Raw genomic sequence first — 22019 nt, forward strand, 5'->3', positions numbered from 1 at the left:
GCTCCACCCACCGCGGCCCAACCTGGGGCGAACGGCGGGAGACCGGCCGGCGACCGCGCCCGTCCGGGGGCCGGCGACGGTGCCACCGGCGGCCTTCACCTTCGCCCATCCGTTCGGGTGAAAAGGCTAAAGCCCTGTTGGGATCACCCGCGCCGCACTTCCCACGGGGGCACCGCTCAACCTACGATGCCGTAGGTTACGCCCACGTAGGCTCCCCGTCTCCCCTCCCACTAGGGATGCCCCATGACTGTCCAGGCCGGCCAGGAGCGCTCCACAGCGCCCACCCCCTCACCCGAGCAACTGGTGTCCGCCACCCGCGGGGGTGAGAAGCAGGGCCCCGCGGAGCGGATCACGCTCGCGCTGTTCATCGCAGTGCCGTTCCTGGCCCTGGTCGCGGCGGCGCCGGCGGCCTGGGGATGGGGGCTCGGCTGGACGGACCTCGCGATCGCCGTCGTCATGTACTTCGTGGCCTGCCACGGCATCACGATCGGCTTCCACCGTTACTTCACCCACGGCGCCTTCAAGGCGAACCGGGCACTGCGGCTGACCCTGGCGGTGGCCGGCAGCCTGGCGATCGAAGGGCCGCTGGTGCGCTGGGTGGCCGACCACCGCAAGCACCACCGGTACAGCGACAAGGACGGCGACCCGCACTCGCCCTGGCGCTACGGCGAGAGCGTCCCGGCCCTGCTGAAGGGCCTGTGGTGGGCGCACATGGGCTGGCTGTTCGACGAGGAGCAGACCCCTCAGCAGAAGTACGCACCGGATCTGATCGCGGACCCGGCCATAAAGCGGATCTCCCGGCTGTTCTGGCTCTGGACGCTGATCTCGATGCTGCTGCCGCCCCTGGCCGGCGGGCTGATCACGATGTCCTGGCAGGGTGCGCTGACGGCGTTCTTCTGGGGCTCGCTGGTGCGGGTCGCACTGCTGCACCACGTGACCTGGTCGATCAACTCGATCTGCCACGCGATCGGCGCGCGGCCGTTCAAGTCGCGCGACCGTTCGGGCAACGTGTGGTGGCTGGCCGTCCTGTCCTGCGGGGAGTCCTGGCACAACCTGCACCACGCGGACCCGACCTCGGCGCGACACGGCGTGCTCCGCGGGCAGGTGGACTCCTCGGCGCGGCTGATCCGGTGGTTCGAACAGGCCGGGTGGGCGCGGGACGTCCGCTGGCCGGACGCGGAGCGGATCGCCGCCCGTCGCGCCGCATGACCCGTCGGCTGCAGCATGATGTAGGGGTGAACGGGAGCAGCGGAGACAGCGCAGACGGCCGGCGGACCTCGCGAACGGGTGCTGCGGCGGGTGCTGCGGCAGGCACCGCGGCGGCTCCCTCGGGCCGCCAGCGGGCCGCTGCCCCGGCGGCCCGGCCCCGGGGCGGCCGGGTCCGGATGACGGGCAAGCAGCGGCGGGAGCAGCTGCTGGACATCGGCCGTTCGGTGTTCGCCGAGCGCGGTTACGACGGGACGTCGGTGGAGGAGATCGCCGAGCGTGCCGGGGTGTCGAAGCCGGTGGTCTACGAGCATTTCGGGGGCAAGGAGGGGCTGTACGCGGTCGTGGTCGACCGCGAGATGCAGCTGCTGCTGGACATGGTGACGGGGGCGCTCACCGGGGGGCACTCGCGGGAGCTGCTGGAGCAGGCGGCGTTCGCGCTGATGGACTACATCGACACGTCCACGGACGGTTTCAAGATCCTCGTCCGGGACTCGCCGGTGGCACAGTCGACCGGGACCTTCGCGTCGTTGATCAGTGACATCGCGGTCCAGGTGGAGGACATCCTGGGGCTGGAGTTCAAGGCCCGGGGGTTCGACGCGCGACTGGCCCCGATGTACTCGCAGATGCTGGTGGGGATGGTCGCGCTCACCGGGCAGTGGTGGCTGGAGGTGCGCAAGCCCGGCAAGGCCGAGGTGGCGGCGCACCTGGTGAATCTCGCCTGGCACGGCCTGGAGGGCATGGAGCGGCACCCGAAGCTGGTGGGCGACCGCCAGGCCTGAGCCCGAACGGGGACGGCACGGCCCGAACGGGGGGACGGCAGCGCCCGGACGTGGGTACGGCGGCGCCCGGACGCAGGTGCGACAGCGCCCGAACGTGGGGACGACAGCGCCCGGCGCCGGCCGGGAGGCTCGGTACCGGACCGGGAGGCCCGTTACCGGCTCAGTACCGGACCGCGACGGCGAAGATCCGGCGGAACGGGAAGACCGTCCCGTGCGGGCCGGCCGGATAGGCCTCACGCAGCAGCGCGCCGTACTCGGCGAGGAAGGCGGCCCGGTCCTCGGGTGCGGCGAGCCGGCCCAGGACGGGGCGCAGGGCGGTCCCCTTGACCCATTCCAGGACGGGGTCGGGGCCGGCGAGCAGGGTCAGGTAGGTGGTTTCCCAGACGTCGGGGGTGCAGTGGGCACCGGCGAGCGCGTCCAGGTAGGTCTCGGGGCGGTGGACGCCCGCACGGGTGGCGTCGCCTCCGAGGAGGTCGCGCCAGCGGGGGCTGCGGCGCAGACCGGCGAGCAGCGTGTGACTGGGCGCGTCGAAGTTGCCGGGGACCTGGAACGCGAGGACGGCGCCGGGCTTCAGCGCGGCGGCCCAGCGGGGCAGCAGGTCGAGGTGCCCGTCGACCCACTGGAGGGTGGCGTTGCTGACGACGAGGTCGGGCCGGGCGTCCGCGGGGTCGTAGCCGCGGGCGTCGGCCAGCAGGTAGTCGGCGGTGGGTTCGCCCTCCGCGCGGGCGGTGGCGAGCATCTCGGGGGAGCTGTCGATGCCGGTGAGGCGGCCCCCCGGCCAGCGGCGGCGCAGCACGGCGGTGGAGTTTCCCGGTCCGCAGCCGATGTCGAGGACGGTGGGCGCCGGTTCGTGCGGGAGGGCGGGGACCCTGGCCAGGAGGTCGTGCAGCGGCCTGGTCCGTTCGTCGGCGAAGCGCAGGTACTGGGCCGGGTCCCAGTGGACCGTGCCCGGCTCGGGCTGCTGGGCGGGGCTCGGAGTGGACCTCATGACGGCCTCCAAAGTATCTCGACATCAAGATATCCAAGGGCAGCATGTCCTTTACATTTCTCGACGTCAAGAGACTTCACATCGACACATCCCCCGATACACTGATCGACATGGAGGACGAGGTCGACCGCCTGGTCGCAGCATGGCGCCGTGAGCGCCCCGACCTCGACGTGGAACCACTTGAGGTGCTCAGTCGGGTCAGCCGGCTCGCCAGACACCTGGACCGGGCCCGCCGCACGGCTTTCGCCGAGCACGGCCTGGAGCCGTGGGAGTTCGACGTCCTGACGGCCCTTCGGCGCGCCGGTTCGCCGTACCAGCTCTCCCCCGGTCAGCTGCTGACCCAGACCCTGGTGACCTCCGGCACGATGACCAACCGGATCGACCGCCTCACCGGCAAGGGCCTGGTCAAGCGGCTGCCCGATCCGGACGACCGCCGGGGTGTACTGGTCCGCCTCACCGACGACGGCCGGGACCGCGCCGACCAGGCGCTGGCCGGCCTGCTGGCGCACGAGCGGGCCCTGCTCGCCGAACTCTCCGCCGGTCAGCAGGGCGAACTGGCCGGGCTGCTGCGGCAGCTGGTCGCGCCCTTCGACAACGTCCCGGGCTGACCGTACCGGCTTCCCGCCCGACCCGTTCCACCGACCCGCTTCACCGACCCGTTCCACCGACCCGGTCCACCCGCCCGGTCCGCCGGTGCTGCCACCGTGCCCGCGTTCCGGCGGGTGCCGGGCGGGGCGGGCGACGGAGATCAACCCGCACCGGGCCCGGCGGCCGAGACGACGGGCGGCGGAGCCGTACGCGGGGCCTGATCCGTACGGGGAGTGGGGTCGGCGGGGCCGACGCCCGCCCGGCGGGCGACCGCGACGGCGGCGAGCGTGGAGTGCACCCCGAGCTTGCCGAGCACGTTCTGCATGTGGGTGCGAACGGTGTGCGGGGAGAGGTAGAGCCGTTCGGCGGTCGCCTGGCGACCGAGACCGGCGGTCATGCACCGGAGGATCTGCTTCTCGCGCGGGGTGAGGGTGTCGACCAGGCGCTCACTCTCGGTGCGGTCGCGCCGGGCGGTGGTGAGTTCCCGGATGACGGCGGTCAGCAGAGCGGGCGGGAGGTGGGTCTCGTCCCGCAGGACACCGCGGATGACGGCGGTGAGCCGGGCGAGGGAGCTGTCCTTGGCGACCCAGCCGCAGGCTCCGGCGTGCAGGGCGCGGGCCGCGCGGCGGGGATCGTCGTCGGCGGCGAGGACGACGGCGCGCAGCCGGGGGTGGTTGCGCCGCACGCGGGCCAGCAGGGTGATGCCGTCGGGCGGCGGACCACCGTTCTCGCCCGGTTGGTCCACCACGCGGTCGGCGTAGGGCGCCGCCGCCGTGGGGACGGCCGCGGGCACCGGCAGGGCCGGGCGGCGGGCCGCGGGCAGCGGGGAGACGGTGGCCGGGGGCTCTCCGACGGGGCCCGCGACGCCCCCCGGGCGGGGTCGACGGGCGGACGACTGGGAGTCGGGCGCCCCGAGGTCGGCGTCGACGAGGACGACGTCGAAGGGCCGGCCCTCCCGGGCGGCGCGCTCCAGAGCGCGCTCGGCGGCGCCGGCACTTCCTGCGGCCCCGACCTCGACGTCGGGCTCGGCCGCGAGGGCCGCGGACAGCGCCTCGGCGAAGATCCGGTGGTCGTCGACCACCAGCACACGGATCCGCCCCATCGTGACTCCCCTGTGCTACGGCACCGGACCCATCCACCAGCGGAATCAGCGTACGGGGGTGGGGGCACGATCGGTGGTGGTTTGGTGAAGTTTCGTCAGATCGTGGGGAGTTGGGCGTTCGATACCCGCACGCCTGGATCGTCGCGGCCCGAAGACCCGCTGCTCGGAGTCGCCCGGGTCAGGCGAAGGTGTCGGTCCCCCGGGGCCGGTCCGCGCCGCGCCGTACCGCTGCGGAGCGGTGGGTGCGGCGCGGGCCGGTGCCCGGGGTCCGTCGGTGCTGTTCGGTCCGTCGGCGCTGTTCGGCCCGTCGGTGCTGTTCGGCCCGTCGGTGCTGTTCGGCCCGTCGGTTGTGCGGGGCCCTCGGTGGTGCCCCGGGTCAGGCGGTGGTGTCCCGGGTCAGGCGGTGGCGGTGGCGGTGGCCGCGGCACGCGCCAGAGCGAACTCCCAGGCGTCGGAGACGATCGCGTCCAGATCGGGACGACGCGGAGTCCACCCCAGCTCCCGGTGGGCCCGCTCCGCCGACGCGACCAGAACGGCCGGATCCCCCGCCCGACGCCCCGCCGTCACCACCGGGATCTCCCGACCCGTCACCCGCCGCACCGCGTCGATCACCTCCCGAACCGAGAAACCACTCCCGTTGCCCAGATTGCAGATCAGGTGCTCACCCGCCCGCGCCACCTCCAACGCCAGCAGATGGGCCTGCGCCAGATCCGCCACATGGATGTAGTCACGAACACACGTACCGTCCGGCGTCGGATAGTCGTCCCCGTACACCGCGATGTGCTCCCGCTGACCCAACGCCGCCTGGAACACCAACGGAATCAGATGCGACTCCGGATCATGCCGCTCCCCGTACACCGCACCCGACACCGACGCATACGCACCCGCCACGTTGAAGTAGCGAAGACTCACCGCCGCCAGACCGTGCGCCACCGCCTCACTCGTGATCAGGTGGTCCACCGCCAACTTCGTCGCACCATAGGTGTTCGTCGGCGACGTCCGCGCACCCTCCCCGATCGGCACCACCTCCGGCTCCCCGTACACCGCCGCCGTCGAGGAGAACACCAACCTGCGCACACCCGCCCCACGCATCGCCGCGACCAACTCCAGCGAACCCGCCACGTTGTTGCGCCAGTACTTCTCCGGATCCTGCACCGACTCACCCACCTGCGACGACGCCGCGAAATGCAACACCCCGTCGAAGGACCCGTCCAACACCTCCCCCGCATCCTGGATCCGCCCCTGCACGAACACCGCACCCGCCGGCACACCCGCACGGAAACCCGTCGAAAGATCGTCCAGAACCACCACCTCGTGGCCCGCCTCCAGCAGATGGGCACCCACCACACTGCCCACATAACCGGCACCACCGGTGACCAGGTACTTACTCATGACGCGACCTCCCGCAGCCGACCTGCCGCCGCCTCGGCGACACATCGTCGATGAACGCTTCCAGACCGGTTGCTCCCGGTGCAGGGCCATTGTCCCCCGGTCCGCGGGCACCCCGCCCCGGGCCCACAGGCAGGCCGTCCCGGGCCCACGGGCACGGCACCGGAGCAGGCGGGAGGGCGGCCGCACGGGGGGACCGGCGGAGGACGGGCGGACGGCGGGAGGGTGGCCGCGGAGGGTGGCCGCGGACGGCGGAGGCGGCGGGCGGGTCAGCCGCGGGCCATCCGTTCCAGCAGGCCGGTCCTGGCCGCCACGGCGGCCGCCTCCAGCCTGGTCCGCGCGCCGAGCTTCGTCAGCACCCGCTGCACGTGGGTGCGGGCCGTGCTGGCGGCGATTCCCATACCGCCCGCGATCGCCCGGGTGTCCTCGCCCTCCACGATCCTCACCAGAACCTGGACCTCACGACGGGTCAGCAGGCGCAGCAGCCGTACCGATTCGTCGTCCGGTTCGGCGGGCGGTCTCAGCAGCTGTTCGAACACGCCCCGGAGCAGTTCGGCCGTCACCGCGGCCTCGCCGCCGCGCACCCGCGAGACGGCCCGCTCCACCACCTCTATCCGCTCGTCACTACGGATGTATCCGGCCGCACCGGCCGCGAACGCCGCCGCCACGCCGTGCAGTTCGCCCATCGGACCGAGGATGATCACCGGCACCTCGGGGCGCTCCCGACGGATCCGCCGGAGCATCTCGAAGGCGCCCGCATCACCCGGCCGGGCGATACCGAGAAGACAGACCTCGGGGCGCCGGCCCACCACCAGCTCCAGCGCGGCGCCGGCCGGCGAACCGACCGCCAACACCCGGTGCCCGCGCAGTTGCAGGGCGGTGGCGAGCGCCTCCGCCAGCAACCGGCGGTCGTCGACCACCACGAGCCGAACGCCCACGGCGTCCTCCCAGTCCCATCCGGCCGTACCCGTCGGGCGGGCCCGGTCCGGTCGGCGGAGCCGGCGGCCCGCGCGGCGCCGTGCCGCCCGGGTGCCTTCGCCACCGGGCGCGCCGCCGGGGCCCGCCTGTGACGCCCCATCAGAGCGCATCGGCACCGGTTGCGCCAGGGTGCGCGCACCTCAACGTCGTTGCCGGGCGCACGAAAAAGACCCTCGCCATTGGCGAGGGTCTTTCACTTGGAGCCCCCATGCGGAATCGAACCGCAGACCTTCTCCTTACCATGGAGACGCTCTACCGACTGAGCTATAGGGGCGAACCGGTCGAACAAGGAAGACAGTACATGGTCTTCGGCCGGAAAGTGAAATCCGGGACCGGCCCGCTCGGAACGCCCAGCGGCCCTCCCGGAGGACGTCCCCCGGGAGGGCTAGCGGGGCTCCTCCCGAGCGGCGTCCCCGTCCGCGCACCCGGTGTCGCGCTCCCGGTCGAAGCCCTCCCGGGCGGCCAGCATCAGCGGAGTGTTGAGCTCGGTCCAGCGGCCGAGCGGAGCGACCAGCGCGGCCAGCTCGCGCCCGGGCGGCAGCAGGCTGTAGACGACCCTGGGCGGGGTCTGCGGGTGCACCGTGCGACGCACCAGACCGTGCCGCTCCAAGGTCCGCAGCGACTGGGTGAGCATCTTGCGACTGACGCCGCCGACGCCCCGCTGCAGCTCGGAGAAGCGCTGTTCGCCGGACTCGCCGAGGCTCATGAGGATCAGCAGTGACCACTTGTCGGCCAGCTCCGCGAACATGCTCCGGCTCGGGCAGCGCTGCCCGAGGACGTCGAGCTCCTGCTCCTGGGCCTGCACACCGCCGGCTTCGCACGCCACGGCCCGCGGCCCGGCGGCGTTCCGCTCCACGGCTTCCTGCCCGGCGATGGCCGACGGCCGCTCCTGGATGGTCATGACCCCAGGGTACCCCCGCGGTCTCGAATCCCTACTTGGTAACCAGCAGAGACTTGGTCTATATTGGAGACCACGAGCGGAGCGAACGCTCGGCCCCACGCCCTGCCCTTCCGACCCGGGAGTCACTCCGTCATGACCGCCATCCGTCCGACCGTCGCCATCGCCTTCCACTCCGGCTACGGCCACACCGCCGTCATCGCCGAAGCCGTAGCCCGTGGCGCCGAGGCGGCCGGCGCCACCGTCGTCACGGTGGCCGTGGACGCCATCACCGAGGAGCAGTGGGCCCAGCTGGACGCCGCCGACGCGATCGTCTTCGGCTCGCCGACCTACATGGGCACCGCCTCCGGTGCCTTCCACGCCTTCGGTGAGGCCAGCAGCAAGCGCTGGTTCAGCGACGCGTGGATCAACAAGATCGCCGCCGGTTTCACCAACTCGGCGTCCAAGAGCGGCGACAAGGCCGGCACCCTGAGCTTCTTCCAGACCCTGGCCGCCCAGCACGGCATGCACTGGGTGAACCTCGGCCTCAAGCCCGGTTGGAACTCCAGCACCGGCAGCGAGAACGACCTCAACCGCCTGGGCTTCTTCACCGGCGCGAGCGCCTCCACCCCGTCCGACGGCGGCCCGGAGACCGTGCACAAGTCCGACATCGCCACCGCCGAGCACCTCGGCGACCGGGTCGCCCGGCACACCGCGATCGTGCTGGCGGGCCGGGCCGTCCTGGCCGGCTGATCCGGGCACTCCCCGAACGTCCGCAGGGCCCGCCGACGGCAGGCCCTGCGGACGTGTTCGCAGTCGGTGACGTGTCCGTCCGTGACCACCCGATGTGCGACCACCCGATCGGTGCACCCCGGCGTGGACTCGCCGCTCAGTGCTGCCCGGGCTCCCCGCCGGCCGTGATGCGCAGGGCGCCGATGCCGGAGGGGTCCGCGAGCAGCAGAACGCCCTCCGGGCTGACGTCGGCGGCCGGCGACGGGCCGGGCGAACGGAAGACGGCCACCACCTCGCCCGCGCCCTGGCCCACGCCGGCGCGGGCCAGGATCCGTACCCCGTCCGGCTCCGCGCCGAGCTCGTACCGGGCGGCGGCGCGCTGCCCTTGGCCGGGCCGGACCACCGTCGCCGGGTCGGCGACCGGCGCGCCGGTACGGGCGTCGAAGGCCAGCAGGGTGCTGCCCTCGGCCGCCGGCAGCTCGGCGATCACGGCGGGTGCGCCGTCCGGGGTGTACGCCGCGCTGAGGGCGGTGACCTCCGGGAGCGGCTGCCACCAGAGGGTGTGCCAGGGCAGGCCGGGGCCCAGGTCCAGGGTCGGCAGACCGTCCCGGTGGGCGGCGTGTTCGAGCAGTCCGGCCCGCTCGGCCGGCCCGGCCCCGGTGCGGGTGAACAGCGGGGCCAGGCGCAGCCAGGTCCGGGCGAGCGGCGGCAGGTCCACGCCGGAACGGGAGAGGTGTTCGGCCGCGGTGCGCAGCGCGACCTGGGGTGCGTGCAGCACGAAGCCCGGGTCGGCCAGCAGCTCGGGCAGCCGGCCCGCCGCCAGGGCGTGACCGGTCAGCTGCGCGTGGACGTACGGATCGGCCCTGGTCCAGCGGTCGGGACCACCCACCGGAACGGTGTCCAACAGGGCCTGGGTGAGCCGACGATGGGCCTCGACGGCCGTGCTGTGCAGACGGGTTCGCAGCTCGGCGCCGACCGCGGGATGCAGCAGCCGGATCTCGGACGGCTCCGCCGGATCGGCCGGCTCGATGAAGGGCGCCAGCAGGATCTGGCCGTCCAGCAGGGCGTCGGTGAGGTCGCGGCCGGCCACCGCCGAGGCGAGCGGGCCCCAGAGCGTCAGCGGCAGGGCGGCGTCGTCGCCGGCGAGCGCGAGCGGGGTGAGCAGGCGGCGGAGCGTCAGTTCGTCGGCGGCGCAGCGTTCGGCGTGCAGGTCGAGCGCCTGGGCTACGTCCGACGGGCACTTCGGCGGGCCGGCCTCGGGGGTGACCCGCAGCGACCGGGCGGCCAGCCGGACGACCAGCGCGTTGCGTGCGGTGCGGGCCAGCTCGGCGGCGAGCCGCTCCAGGTCGGCCGGCGTGGGGGCGAAGGGGCGCCGGGCGCCGCCCAGGCCGTGGACGGCTTGGAGGGCCAGGCCCGGGAGGTCGGCCCACGGCGGCTCGTCCAGGTCGATGATCCTGACCTGTTCGGGCGGCAGTTCGTCGGCCAGCCAGTGCGCCAGCGGACGGGGCAGATCGGCCAGCAACCGTACGCCGGGGGACTGCGCGAGCGGGCTGAGCACCGACCGGGTGGCCCGGCCGGCCTCGTCCCGCACCCGTGGCGCACCCGCTCGGTCCAGGTCGGTGACGACGACGGCGGCCGGGTCGTCCTCCGCCAGCGCGGCGAACCCCTCGTACACCTCGGCGGTGAGCCGGGCCCCCGGGGCGAGGCGGTCGCCGACCCGCAGCAGCAACTGCTCCGAGGTGAGCCCGGCGGCGCCGAACACCAGCGGCGCGGGCAGCCCGGCCGACGGCACGGTCGCCGGGTCCAGCACGGTGAGGTCGATCCGGGCCCGGGCCACCGGATCGCAGAGCATCAGGAACCCGGCGGCCAGTCTCGACCGTCCGCTACCCGGGGCGCCGGTCAGCAGCAGCACCCTGGGCGCCCCCGGCGCGCCGTCCCGCCACGCGGCCAGGTCACGCAGGGCCACAGCCCGCCCGCCGACGTGCGGATGCGGCCGGTGGCGGGCGGTGGTCGGGCCGGTCATGCGGCTTCTCCCTCGGTGCGATGGGGCCGTCCAGCAGGGCGATCGGGCCGTCCGCCGCGCCGTCACGGTACGCCGGGCCGTCGCGGTGCGGCGCGCCGTCGCGGTGCGGTCGCACCGGCGGCGGGGCGCACGGCTCCGCCGCACCTCGCGCGGGGTCCGGACAGGTCCGGTGGGGCGGTCCGAGTTCATGCGGCTCAGCGCGCCGTTCCTGACGGACCGAAAGCTGATCGTTCTTCCGGTCAGCCTAGTGGCAGCCGCCGGACCGGACCGGTAGCGGGGCCGAAGCACCGGCGGGGCCGACACGCCCCGGCGCCCCGCCCCGCGACCGCCTGGCTCGTGGACCGCCGAGCTCGTGGACCGCCGGGCTCCACCGCAGCCGGGCGTGCGGAGGGGCTCGTGGGCCGCCCGCGTACGCCTACCAGTCGCGCCACCTGTCGGTGATCTCGTGCCGGCCGATGCCCTGGCGTGCGGCGAGCCCCGTGACGTCCACTCCGGCCGCGACCAGCACGGCGTCGACGTGGTCGCAGAGCAGCTCCCGCTCCTCCGTCTCGTAGGCGGCCCCGTGGTGCTCCTCGTTGACCGCGTTGAGGGCCACCACCACGCGCTCGACCGCCGCGAGAAGATCAGCGTCCGCCCGGCCGGCCGCCGCACCGCCCACCTCCCCCTCGTACGCCGCGAGGACGCCGTCGGTGCTCGCGATCATCGAGTCGGGATACAGCTGTGCCGCGTACGCCTGCGCCGGGTCGAGCGTCCCGGCCGCCACGGCGGCCTCGTCCCGGGCCCGCCGGCGGCGCCACTCGGCGGTGGGGCGCGCGGGCAGCGATCGGATCTCTTCCATGCGTCCGACGCTAGCGGCGAGGTGCGACAACACGGCCCGGACGCGGCCCCGAGTGCGCGATCACTCCGGCAGCCGTCGGCCGGCCGGACCCGACGCCGGAAACGCCGGAGGCCCGGTGACGCGGCATGCGCGTCACCGGGCCTCCGGCGGCCACCCGTGAGGGGTGCGGCGGGCCTACTGGTTGTACGGGTTGTGCTGCGGCGGGTTCCCGGGCGGGCCGTACGAGGGCGGCGGGGTCCCCGGGCGGGCGGACTGCGTCGGTGCGTCCGGAGCGGGCTGCTGCGGCTGGGACTGGTGCGGCGGCCGACCGTACTGCGGCGGAGCGCCCGCACCGGGCTGCGGCGGGTACTGCTGGCCGAACTGCTGTCCGTACTGCGGCTGCGACGGCGCGGGGTACGCCGGGGGCGCGCCGACGGGCACGGGCCCCGCTCCGGGCGCGGCCGGGGCAGCCGGGGCGGCCGACCGCCGACGGGAGATCACCACCGCGACCACCACACCGATCAGCACCGCCAGGCCGACCACCGATCCGCCGACGATCAACAGCGTGTTGGAGCCCGACTTCTTGTTTTCCGCGTCATGGTTCGGCACGGTGACGGGAGCATCCCCGGTGGCCGGAGCGGAAGCGGCCGGGGACTGCGGCGTGGCCGTCGTCTGAGCCGGACCGCTCGCAGCGCCGGTGGGCGTCGAACTCGCGTCGTCCGCCAGCGGGCTGACGTTCGCCGGGCCGGGGTCGCCCGGGGTGGTCAGCGCGATGCGGGGGCGGACGATGCCGTAGCCGAGCGCATCCGAGCGGGCGGAGCCGTCGCTCGGCTTGCCGGCGGTGTTGATCAGGACGCGCAGGATCTGGTTGGCGGACCAGTCGGGGTGGACCGACCAGAGAAGGGCGGCGGAGGCGGAGACGAGGGCGGCGGCGTCGCTTGAGCCGTGCGACTTGCAGTAGCCCGACGAACCAGTGCAGGGACGATAGATGTCAACGCCGGGCGCTGCGAGATCAAGCTGGCTTCCGCGCTCCGACTCGTCCGTCACGACGCCATTACGGTCGACTGCGCCGACAGCAACCACCGTTGGGAGGGCAGCTGGATACTCAACTGGGTTTCCGCTCTGAGCTTCGTTGCCAGCGGCGGCTACCACCAGAGCACCCTTGGAGGCTGCATGCGCGACCGCAGCTCGTAGCTCGGCAATATCGGCATCCGAGAAGCCACTGCCGCCCTGCGAGATATTAATGACCTTGGCGCCCTGGTCAGCCGCATAAATGATGGCCTGGTCGATCTGCTTCAAGAAGTCGGAGTTACTGATCCCGGCAACCGAGTTCGCATTGTTCTGCGTCTTCACCGGAAGAATCCTAGCTTCAGGTGCCAATCCGACAGCACCTTTACCGCCCAAACCTTTGCCCGTTGCTGCAATAATCCCTGCGATGCCCGTCCCGTGGCCGATCTTATCGTCGCCGACTCCGCCTGAAAGGCCACTGAAATCCTTACCCGGCAACAACTGACCCACCAGGTCGGGGTGGTCCAGCTTGACTCCGCTGTCAATCACAGCGACCGTCACCCCCGCGCCCTTACTGGTCTGCCACATATCGGGCGCCTTCATACTGTCCAGGTGCCACTGCTGGTCCCGGATCGAGTCGACTGCCGCAGCCGGAGAGGCGGCCAGCCCGGCCACCACACCAGCAGCAAGCAGTGCCGCGGCGAACCGCCGCCCCCGCGTTCCCGCGTTCGTCCGCCGCATCACATGCTCCCTCGTCAGTCTCCCCGTGGCCCGGGGCCGTGTCCCCGGACAGGTCTGCCCGGTCACGAGGTCACCTCGTGACCGGGCAGGTGGTCCGGCCTTACTCAATCACGTTCGGATTGCTGCGCGGAGTTCCATCCGTCCACGTCTCTTCGTCCTCGTGCAGGTAGTCGGCACGGTTGCGGCGCTCGCGCTCCTTCTTGCCCGCGCCGCCCGCGCCGCCCGGCATTCCGCCCTGACCACCGCGGCCGTTGGCACCGGCACCGGCCGCGCCACCGGCACCGCCGGCCGCACCGGCACGGCTGCGCAGGCCCGTGCCACCGGGGGTGTACTCCCCGGCAGCGGCCGGTCCCTTGCGGCCGCCGACCGTGCCACCGGTCGTCGTGGTCAGGCCGCGCCCCCGCGCTCCACCGGCACCGCCCGCACCACCGCCGGCACCACCGCCACCCGGCATTCCGCCGCCGCCCATCCCGCCCGCGGCACCGGAGCGCCCGGCGGTCTGACCCTCCTTGGCGCCGAAGGTGTTGTTGGTACCGGCCCCGGCTCCGCCCGTCCCCGAGCGCCCGGGAATACTTCCGGAGCCCCCGGTACCGGTCGTCCCGGTGCCGGTCCTACCGCCGGTACCTCCGAACCCGCCACCGGGAATGTAGCCACCACCGCCCGGTACGTAGCCGCCACCGCCGCCACCCCCGGGGATGCCGGCGTTGCCTCCACCGCCGCCACCGGGAGTGATGCCGCCCGGGTAGATCGAACCGGTCGGGCCGGGCCCCACCGTGCTGGGCGGCAGGCTGTCCAGACCGGTGTGCGGGGGCGGCGTGGTGGTCGGGTAGGGAAGGGTCGTCACCGGGGGCTGGTGGCCCGGATTGGGGACCGGAGTGGGCGTCGGCGAGGGAACCGGCGCCGGCTGCCACGGAGTACTGGGGCCCGGCCCGGACGGTGTGCTGGGGGACCAGTTGCCACCGCCACCGCCGACCGGAACCGGCGCGACGCCCCGGGAGCCGCCGCCTCCACCGCCGGTTCCCGATCCTGATCCACCCGAACCGACCGGGACGTCCACCGATCCGTCACTAGGGTTGTTGTTGCTCGGCGGCATCGGAAGATCCAACGCATTCAGCTGGGTCGTCGCCATCTGGTACGTCTGCGCCAGCTTCTCCATCTGGTGGATGGCTTCCTGGTGCGCGCCTTCGACCCGCTTCTGGGCGGCCTGCGCCTCCGCGTCCGTCACCCAGTCGGAGTCGACCAGGTTGGCCGCCTTGTCGGCCGCGGTCCCGCCGACCGCGCCGCCGAGGAACCCGCCGGTGGCGAAGCCAAGGACTGTACCCGCGCCCTTGACCAGGCCGGTCGGCTGCGACTTGTGCTTGGCGACCGCCTGGATGTCCGACTGCGGAACGTCGGGAATGCCGGTCTTGGCGTTGGAGAGCGCCGCTCCCACCTGCTCGATGGCCGAGCCGGTGGTCTTCGACACACCGCTGAGCGTGTCGGCGGTGGTGTGGACCTTCGTGGCGAACTGCCGGAAGCTGTCGGCCGCCTCGCCCTCCCACTCCAGGTAGCGGAGGTGGGCCGCGAGGGTCTGGCTGATCTCCTCCAGGGCCGTGGCCGCGCTGGAGATGTGGCTGCCCTGTGCGGAGACCCGGGTCGGGTCCGAGTGCTCGATCATGGCCTTGAGACTGGCGTGATCCATGCTCTCGAAGTTCGTACCGCCTGCCATCACATGCTCCCCGTGTCAGTGAGTCGACTGGCCATCAGATGCTCCCCGAGTTCCCGCCCGCACCGGAGCCCGAGGCCGGAGCGGAGTACGGTCCCGGAGCGGGCGCCGGCGCGGAGACGGGCCCGGTGACGGGCCTGGCGAACTGGGAACCGGCCGGTCCGCCGCCCGGCTGGTAGCCCGGGGCGTACGGCGGCTGGGTGTACTGGCTCCCGCCCGAAGTGGCCTGCTGGACGAGTGAACCCGCGTCCTTGCTGGCCGCCGCGATGCTGCTCGTCTGGTCCTCCTCGGTGCCGCCGTAGTTCTTGGCGGTCTTGCCGAGGGCGTCGGCCATGCCCTGGATCTGGGTGGCCAGGTCCTTGATCAGCTGCTGGAGTCCGGTGAACGTCCGGTTGTAGGCGGTCATCAGGTCGTTCGACTCGGCGAAGCCGCTGCCGAGGTTCGCCGGCTGCAGGTGCTGCTGAGCCATCTGGGACTCCGCGGCGGGCGAGGTCATCAGGGCGTGGAGCAGTTCCTCCGCCCGGTTCTTGAACGTGATCAGGGTGTCCAGCTCGACCTTGACACTGTTCGCCCCGTATGTGGCCACCAGAGTGGCGGCGTTCTTCGCGGCCATGGCGACGGCGCCACCGACCGCCCAGCCGATCGGGTCGACCGACGCCGCTCCACCGTCCGCAGTGACGTTACTCGGCACAGCAATTCACCTCTCCCCCGCGTGGGCGGCCGACCGGCCGCCGCACCGCAACACACCATCAACTACGAACTCCTGCATGCTTGCTCGGCACGCGACCGACCCCGAGGCAATCGCCGCCAGGGTCAATCGTAGCCACCCCTCGCGTCGGCGCGGCAGGGGCCCGCCCGGACCTGCTCCAGATCGGTACGAACTTGACACGTACAGGCCCCCGGAACGCGGCCCGACAACCGACGCACCGTCACCCCGGCGCAGTGACGGAACCGGCCCGCCCGTCCCGCACCCCGCCTCCACCCACCCCTCGCTCCTCCGGAAAAACCACCCTCTCACCTCCGGAAACGCCGGCCTCCCACCTCCGGAAACGCGGGCCTCCCACCTCCGGAAACACCACCCTCCCGCCTCCGAAGACGCCGGCGGGCCCGCCCTCGTCACGCCGTCCCCACCCACCGCGTCGCGATAGACTGGCCCCGGACCGGCACCCTCCGGTACGCCCTCTTCTGCCGCGCAATGTCGCACAGCAGCGCCCTCACCGGCCCTCCCTGTGCGGCGCCCCACCGGGTGCCCCGGGGCGCGGGCCGCCGCAGCGGATCGGACGTGATCGCTTGTCAGCCGAGCGGCCGGACAGCCCGTCCCACGACCACCCCCTCCCCGTTCCGGTACCCGCCGGACGCCGCCGCTCCTCCGCCTGGTGGGCGCGCGCCGCCCGCCCGTCCTGGCCGCCGCTCCCGCTCGTGCTGATGCTCCGGGCCGCTGTCGGGATGGCCGTGCCGCTGGTGCTCGGGCATCTGTTCCACCGCCTCGACCTCGGCATCTTCGCCGGCCTCGGCGCGATGCACGCGACCATGAACGACCGGGTCGAACCGACCCGGCTGCGTGCGCCCCGGATCGCCGGCTCGCTGCTCTGCTCCGCCCTCGGCATGCTGATCGGCGCCTCGCTGCAGGAGTACGGCGTCGGCGCGCCGGTGGCCGGGCTGGTGCTGACGGCCGTCGCCTTCGCCTCCGGGGCGCTCAGCGCGACCGGCCCGCGCGGCAGCGCCGCCGGGATGCTGCTGCTGGTGTCGGCGGCCCTCGGCAGCGGCATGCCGACGGCCCGCCCGTGGTGGGCGGCCGGGCCGATGATGCTGGCGGGCGCGGCCCTGGTGGTGGTGCTCGGCCTGCCGCACCTCGCCCGGCGGCGCCGGCCGTACGCCGACCCGCGCAACCGGGCGCTGGCCGCCGCCTACGACGCGCTCGGGCGTACGCTGACCGACCTCGGCACGCCGCAGGGCGCCAAGTCCCGCCAGGTGCTGACGGCCCGGCTCAACCAGGTGCAGGATCTGCTGCCGCCGGCCCGGGCCCGCGAGTCCGAGCGCGGGCTGCGCCTGCGGCGGATGTACGAGGCGGGGCTGACCGCCACAGAGGCGGCCACCGGACTGCTCTGGGCCTGGCGGCCGGTGCCGCCGCGGGTGGCCGCCGTACCGGGGCTGCTGGCCCGGGCGGTGGAGCGCGGCGGCGGCGAGGTCGAGGTGCCGCACTGGCAGCCCGACACGCCGTCCCGCCGGGCCCTGGACGCGGCGCTGCGCGCGGCGGCCGACACCGTGGCGGGCCGCGAGAGCATGCTGGCCACCGCCACCGCCCCGCCGCCGGACCCGTGGCGGATGCGCGGACGGCTGCTCTCGCGCGGCTCGCTCCGGTACGGCCTGCGGGTGGCGCTCTGCATCGCGGTGGCCGAGGCCGCGACGGTCTGGCTGCCGCTCAGCAGGAGCTACTGGGTGCCGATGACCGTGGCGTTCGTGCTGAAGCCGGATCTCGGGTCGGTGTTCCTGCGGGCGGTAAGCCGCTCGGTGGGCACGGTGCTGGGCGTGGCCGTGACGGCGGCGATCCTCTCGCTGACCACCGATCCGTGGACCCTCACCCTGATCGCCGCGCTCTGCGTAGCACTGCTCCCGTACGCGACGGCCGCCCACTACGGGCTGAACACCGTGGTGATGACGCCGATGGCGCTCGTCCTGCTGCAACTGGGCGGGCAGAGCGGTGCGGCGGAGTTCTGGCCCAGGGTCCTGGACACCGTGCTGGCCAGTGCGATCGTGCTGCTCTTCGGCTATCTGCTCTGGCCCGAGCGGCCCCGGCACCGGATCGAGCCCCGGCTGGTGGACGCGACCACCGCGCTGCACGCCTACCTGGCTTCGGTCGCCGGCGCCGGGGCGGAGGCGGTGGCCCAGGTGTGGCTGCGCCGGACGGCCTACCGCGCGCTGGCCGAGGCCCGCCAGGAGGTGCGCAACGGCCTGTCCGAGCCGCCGCCGACCGGACGCCTCGCCGAGCAGTGGCTGCCCGCGACCGCCGCGCTGGAGCGGCTCAGCGGTGCGGTGGCGGCGTACGCCGCGCAGATCCGGTACGGCGGCCGGGTGCCGGACCCGGCCGAGGTGGAGCGGGTACGACGGGCGCTGGACGGTCTGACCGCGGCGGCCCGGGCGCACCGCCCGCCGACCCGGGCGGCGGCGCGCCCCACCGGGCCGCACGACCCGACGCGCAGCGCGCTGGGCCGGGCGGCGGACGAACTGGAGACGCTGCTCGGTTCCTGACCCCCGGAGCGCACCCGCCCGGCGCCCCCCGGCAACCTGACCGGCGGCGCCGCCTCGGGAACCGGCTCAGACCTGCTCGGCCAGCTCCATCCAGGCCAGCTCCAGCTCCTCCTTCTCCTCCCGCACGCTCCGCAGCTTGGCGTCCAGGTCCGCGACCTTGGCGAAGTCGGCGGCGTGCTCGGCGAGCTGGGCGTGCAGCTTGGCCTCCTGCTGGTCGAGCTTGGAGATCTGCCGCTCGATCCGCTGCAGCTCCTTCTTCGCCGCCCGGGTGTCGCCGGCCGGCCTGGCGACGGCCCCGCCCGGGGCGGCGGGGGCGGCCGCGGCGGCGATCTTCGCCCGGCGCTCGAGGTACTCGTCGACGCCGTTCGGGAGCATCCGCAGCTGCTGGTCGCCGAGCATGGCGTGCACGGTGTCGGTGGTGCGCTCGATGAAGAACCGGTCGTGGCTGATCACGACCATCGAGCCGGGCCAGCCGTCGAGGAGGTCCTCCAGCTGGTTGAGGGTCTCGATGTCCAGGTCGTTGGTGGGCTCGTCGAGGAAGAGCACGTTGGGCTCGTCCATCAGCAGGCGCAGCAGCTGGAGCCGGCGGCGCTCACCGCCCGAGATGTCGCCGACGGGCGTCCACTGCTTGTCCTTGCCGAAGCCGAACTGCTCGCAGAGCTGGCCGGCGCTCATCTCCCGGCCCTTGCCGAGGTCGACCCGGCTGCGGATCTGCTCGACGGCCTGCAGCACCCGCATCGCCGGGTCGAGCTCGGCGACCTCCTGGGAGAGGTAGGCGAGGCGGACGGTCTTGCCGACCTTGATCACGCCCGAGGCGGGCTGGACGTCGCCCTCGGAGGCGTACGCGTCGCGCATGGCGCGCAGCAGGGAGGTCTTGCCCGCGCCGTTGACGCCGAGCAGGCCGATCCGCTCGCCGGGGCCGAGGTTCCAGGTGAGGTTCTCCAGCAGCAGCTTGGGGCCGGCCTTGACGGTGACGTTCTCCAGCTCGAAGACGGTCCGGCCCAGGCGGGCGTTGGCGAACTTCATCAGTTCGCTCTTGTCGCGGGGGTCGGGGACGTCGGCGATCAGGGCGTTGGCGGCCTCGATCCGGTAGCGCGGCTTGGAGGTCCGGGCGGGGGCGCCCCGGCGCAGCCAGGCGAGCTCCTTGCGGGCGAGGTTCTGCCGCTTGGACTCCTCGGTGGCCTCGATCCGGGAGCGCTCGGCGCGGGCGAAGACGTAGTCGGAGTAGCCGCCCTCGTACTCGTGCACCTCGCCGTGCTGGACGTCCCACATCCGGGTGGAGACCTGGTCGAGGAACCACCGGTCGTGGGTGACGCAGACGAGGGCGGAGCGGCGGTTCTGCAGGTGCTTGGCGAGCCAGGCGATGCCCTCGACGTCGAGGTGGTTGGTGGGCTCGTCCAGCACGATCAGGTCGGGCTCGCCGAGCAGCAGCTTGGCGAGCGCGATGCGGCGGCGCTCGCCGCCGGAGAGCGGGCCGATGACGGTGTCCAGGCCCTGGCCGAAGCCGGGCAGGTCGAGGCCGCCGAAGAGGCCTTCGATGATGTCGCGGATCCGGGAGTCGCCGAGCCACTCGTGGTCCTCGCGGTCGGCGATCACCTCGTGCCGGATGGTCGCCGCCGGGTCGAGCGAGTCGTGCTGGGTGAGGACGGCCATCTGGACGCCGCCGGCGTGGGTGATCCGCCCGCCGTCGGGCTCCTCCAGCTTGGCCAGCATCCGGATGAGGGTGGTCTTGCCGTCACCGTTGCGGCCGACGACCCCGATGCGGTCTCCCTCGCTGACGCCGAGGCTGACCCCGTCCAGAAGGGCACGGGTGCCGTAGACCTTCGTGACGGACTCGATGGTGGCGAGGTTGACGGCCACGTGTGCTGCGCTCCTGGGATCGGCTGGGCCGGGGGATGCCCCGGTCTCCCAAGAGTAGTGGGGCCGGGGCGTGCGCCGGTCCGGCGTCCGCCGCGGCTTGTTCAGCCGGCGGCGAGGACGGCCGCGCCGGGCACGGGCCCGTACGTCGCGCGGGCGGCCCGGCAGGTGCCGGAGGCGGTGAGGGCGGCGGCGACGGCCTCGGCCGCTTCGGCGTCCTTGGTGAGGAAGGCGCAGGTGGGGCCGGAGCCGGAGACCAGGGCGCCGATGGCGCCGGCGTCGGCGCCGGCGTGCAGGGTGGCGGCGAGGGCGGGGCGCAGCGAGAGGGCGGCGCTCTGCAGGTCGTTGGTGAGGGCGGCGGCCAGAGCGGCCGGGTCGCCGTCGGCGAGGGCGGCGAGCAGGGCCGGGTCGGCGTCGGGGGTGGGCACGTCGGCGTCGGCGGAGCCGGTGCCGGCCTCCTCGCGCAGGCGGTCGCACTCGCGGAAGACGGCTGGGGTGGAGAGTCCGCCGTCGGCGACCGCGAAGACCCAGTGGAAGGTGCCGGTGACCGGCAGCGCCTCCAGGATCTCGCCCCGTCCGCGCCCGAGGGCGACGCCGCCGAGCAGGGCGAACGGCACGTCGGAGCCGAGCTCGGCGGCGAGCGCGAGCAGCGTCTCCCGCGGGGTGTCCAGGGCCCAGAGCGCGTCGCAGGCGACCAGGGCGGCGGCGCCGTCGGCGCTGCCGCCGGCCATGCCGCCGGCCACCGGGATGTCCTTGGCGATGTGCAGGTGGACGTCGGCCGCGACGCCGTGGTGGGCGGCGAGCAGCCGGGCGGCGCGGGCGGCGAGGTTGCTGTCGTCCAGCGGGACCTGGTCGGCGTCGGGGCCGGTGCAGCTGAGGGTGACGCCGTCGCCGGGGGCGGCCGCCGTGGCGGTCACCTCGTCGCCGAGGGCGACGGCGAAGAAGATGTTGGCGAGATCGTGGAACCCGTCGCCGCGCAGGCCGCCGACGCCCAACTGGACGTTGACCTTGGCGGGGACTCGGGCGGTCACACTCACTGGGCGTCCCCTGCGGGCTTGTGCTCGGCGATGGCGGCGAACTGCTCGACGGTGAGCATCTCGCCGCGCAGCTTGTGGTCGATCCCGGCGTCGGCCAGGGCCTGCTCGGCGGCGGCGGGGGAGCCCGCCCAGCCGGCCAGGGCGGCGCGCAGGGTCTTGCGGCGCTGGGCGAACGCGGCGTCGACGACCGCGAACACCTCCTTGCGGGTGGCGGTGGTCCGCGGCGGGTCGCGGCGGACCAGCGAGACGAGCCCGGAGTCGACGTTCGGCGCGGGCCAGAAGACGTTGCGGCCGATGGCCCCGGATCGCTTCACCTCGGCGTACCAGTTGGCCTTCACCGAGGGGACGCCGTAGACCTTGTTGCCGGGCTTGGCGGCGAGCCGGTCGGCGACCTCGGACTGCACCATGACCAGGGTCCGCTCGATGCTGGGGAAGGTCGCCAGCATGTGCAGCAGGACGGGGACGGCGACGTTGTACGGGAGGTTGGCGACCAGTGCGGTGGGCGGCGGTCCCGGCAGCTCGGTGACGTCCATGGCGTCGCGGAGCACCAGGTCGAAGTCCTTGGCCCGGGCGGGCAGCCGGGCGGCGATGGTGGTCGGCAGGTGCGCGGCGAGCAGGGGGTCGATCTCGACCGCGGTGACGTGGGAGGCGACCTCCAGCAGCGCCAGGGTGAGCGAGCCGAGGCCGGGCCCGACCTCGACCACCGCGTCCTCGCCCGTCACGTCGGCGGCCCGGACGATCCGCCGTACGGTGTTGCCGTCGATGACGAAGTTCTGCCCGCGCTGCTTGGTCGGCTTCACGCCGAGTGCGGCGGCCAGCTCCCGGATGTCGGAGGCGCCGAGCAGGAAGCTGTCAGGGGTGGGGTCGGTGGTGCTCACCCGCCAAGGATACGGGCGGGTCGGGTGTCCGGAGTTCGGGACCTGCCCGCGGTCCGTCCCGC

Annotated in this window: 18 protein-coding genes and 1 tRNA gene; 5 read left to right on the plus strand and 14 right to left on the minus strand. The window is 73.7% G+C overall.

Going from position 1 to position 22019, the window contains the following annotated elements; all coding sequences use genetic code 11:
• Positions 1 to 243 precede the first annotated feature (243 nt).
• The gene (locus OG823_RS13940; protein ID WP_371479836.1) at positions 244 to 1209 is read left to right on the plus strand and encodes an acyl-CoA desaturase; all 966 of its coding nucleotides are present in this window, start codon (positions 244 to 246) and stop codon (positions 1207 to 1209) included.
• Positions 1206 to 1988, plus strand: a complete 783-nt coding sequence (locus tag OG823_RS13945; RefSeq protein WP_371479837.1) for a TetR/AcrR family transcriptional regulator — start codon at positions 1206 to 1208, stop codon at positions 1986 to 1988. The genes OG823_RS13940 and OG823_RS13945 overlap by 4 nt, the downstream gene beginning before the upstream one ends.
• Before the next feature lie 160 nt (positions 1989 to 2148).
• Here OG823_RS13945 and OG823_RS13950 read toward each other — a convergent pair whose 3' ends face one another.
• Complete coding sequence (locus tag OG823_RS13950; protein ID WP_371479838.1) at positions 2149 to 2976, minus strand: methyltransferase domain-containing protein; 828 nt, start codon at positions 2974 to 2976, stop codon at positions 2149 to 2151.
• 110 nt (positions 2977 to 3086) lie between these two features.
• Here OG823_RS13950 and OG823_RS13955 point away from each other — a divergent pair, with 110 nt between their 5' ends.
• Positions 3087 to 3584: a MarR family winged helix-turn-helix transcriptional regulator gene (locus tag OG823_RS13955; RefSeq protein WP_073924928.1), complete on the plus strand. Its 498-nt coding sequence runs from the start codon at positions 3087 to 3089 to the stop codon at positions 3582 to 3584.
• Between the two features lie 140 nt (positions 3585 to 3724).
• Here OG823_RS13955 and OG823_RS13960 read toward each other — a convergent pair whose 3' ends face one another.
• From OG823_RS13960 to OG823_RS13980, 5 genes are all read right to left on the minus strand, one after another.
• The gene (locus OG823_RS13960) at positions 3725 to 4666 is read right to left on the minus strand and encodes a LuxR C-terminal-related transcriptional regulator (RefSeq protein ID WP_371479839.1); all 942 of its coding nucleotides are present in this window, start codon (positions 4664 to 4666) and stop codon (positions 3725 to 3727) included.
• Between the two features lie 396 nt (positions 4667 to 5062).
• Positions 5063 to 6058, minus strand: coding sequence for a UDP-glucose 4-epimerase GalE (gene galE, locus OG823_RS13965; RefSeq protein WP_371484468.1), 996 nt, complete (start codon positions 6056 to 6058; stop codon positions 5063 to 5065).
• A 266-nt stretch (positions 6059 to 6324) separates the two neighbouring features.
• Positions 6325 to 6993 carry a LuxR C-terminal-related transcriptional regulator gene (locus OG823_RS13970; RefSeq protein WP_371479840.1) on the minus strand — a complete coding sequence of 223 codons (669 nt, stop codon included), beginning with the start codon at positions 6991 to 6993 and terminating at the stop codon, positions 6325 to 6327.
• A gap of 238 nt (positions 6994 to 7231) precedes the next feature.
• Positions 7232 to 7307 (minus strand) — tRNA-Thr (locus OG823_RS13975).
• Between the two features lie 111 nt (positions 7308 to 7418).
• Positions 7419 to 7934, minus strand: a complete 516-nt coding sequence (locus tag OG823_RS13980) for a winged helix-turn-helix transcriptional regulator (RefSeq protein WP_371479841.1) — start codon at positions 7932 to 7934, stop codon at positions 7419 to 7421.
• 132 nt (positions 7935 to 8066) lie between these two features.
• On the opposite strand from OG823_RS13980, the gene OG823_RS13985 reads away from it, so the two are divergent.
• Positions 8067 to 8663, plus strand: coding sequence for a flavodoxin family protein (locus tag OG823_RS13985; protein ID WP_371479842.1), 597 nt, complete (start codon positions 8067 to 8069; stop codon positions 8661 to 8663).
• 136 nt (positions 8664 to 8799) lie between these two features.
• Here the strand turns inward: OG823_RS13985 and OG823_RS13990 are convergent, their stop codons facing one another.
• From OG823_RS13990 to OG823_RS14010, 5 genes are all read right to left on the minus strand, one after another.
• Positions 8800 to 10665 carry an ATP-binding protein gene (locus OG823_RS13990; protein ID WP_371479843.1) on the minus strand — a complete coding sequence of 622 codons (1866 nt, stop codon included), beginning with the start codon at positions 10663 to 10665 and terminating at the stop codon, positions 8800 to 8802.
• Positions 10666 to 11080: 415 nt separating this feature from the next.
• Positions 11081 to 11503 carry a hypothetical protein gene (locus tag OG823_RS13995; RefSeq protein WP_371479844.1) on the minus strand — a complete coding sequence of 141 codons (423 nt, stop codon included), beginning with the start codon at positions 11501 to 11503 and terminating at the stop codon, positions 11081 to 11083.
• Positions 11504 to 11677: 174 nt separating this feature from the next.
• Positions 11678 to 13231 (minus strand): type VII secretion-associated serine protease mycosin, encoded by a 1554-nt coding sequence (gene mycP, locus OG823_RS14000; protein ID WP_371479845.1) that lies wholly within the window; start codon positions 13229 to 13231, stop codon positions 11678 to 11680.
• A 100-nt stretch (positions 13232 to 13331) separates the two neighbouring features.
• Complete coding sequence (locus OG823_RS14005) at positions 13332 to 14912, minus strand: WXG100 family type VII secretion target (protein WP_371479847.1); 1581 nt, start codon at positions 14910 to 14912, stop codon at positions 13332 to 13334.
• Positions 14913 to 14973: 61 nt separating this feature from the next.
• The gene (locus OG823_RS14010) at positions 14974 to 15627 is read right to left on the minus strand and encodes a hypothetical protein (RefSeq protein ID WP_371479848.1); all 654 of its coding nucleotides are present in this window, start codon (positions 15625 to 15627) and stop codon (positions 14974 to 14976) included.
• Between the two features lie 599 nt (positions 15628 to 16226).
• Here OG823_RS14010 and OG823_RS14015 point away from each other — a divergent pair.
• Positions 16227 to 18185: an FUSC family protein gene (locus OG823_RS14015; protein ID WP_371479849.1), complete on the plus strand. Its 1959-nt coding sequence runs from the start codon at positions 16227 to 16229 to the stop codon at positions 18183 to 18185.
• A gap of 66 nt (positions 18186 to 18251) precedes the next feature.
• Here the strand turns inward: OG823_RS14015 and OG823_RS14020 are convergent, their stop codons facing one another.
• The 3 genes from OG823_RS14020 to rsmA form a co-directional block, all read right to left on the minus strand.
• A complete protein-coding gene (locus OG823_RS14020; protein WP_371479850.1) occupies positions 18252 to 20045 on the minus strand; it encodes an ABC-F family ATP-binding cassette domain-containing protein in 1794 nt (597 codons plus the stop codon).
• A gap of 101 nt (positions 20046 to 20146) precedes the next feature.
• Complete coding sequence (locus OG823_RS14025) at positions 20147 to 21073, minus strand: 4-(cytidine 5'-diphospho)-2-C-methyl-D-erythritol kinase (protein WP_371479851.1); 927 nt, start codon at positions 21071 to 21073, stop codon at positions 20147 to 20149.
• A 2-nt stretch (positions 21074 to 21075) separates the two neighbouring features.
• Positions 21076 to 21957, minus strand: coding sequence for a 16S rRNA (adenine(1518)-N(6)/adenine(1519)-N(6))-dimethyltransferase RsmA (rsmA, locus tag OG823_RS14030; RefSeq protein WP_371479852.1), 882 nt, complete (start codon positions 21955 to 21957; stop codon positions 21076 to 21078).
• Positions 21958 to 22019 lie beyond the last annotated feature (62 nt).

The sequence above is a fragment of the Kitasatospora sp. NBC_00315 genome, assembly GCF_041435095.1.
Classification (GTDB): Bacteria; Actinomycetota; Actinomycetes; order Streptomycetales; family Streptomycetaceae; genus Kitasatospora.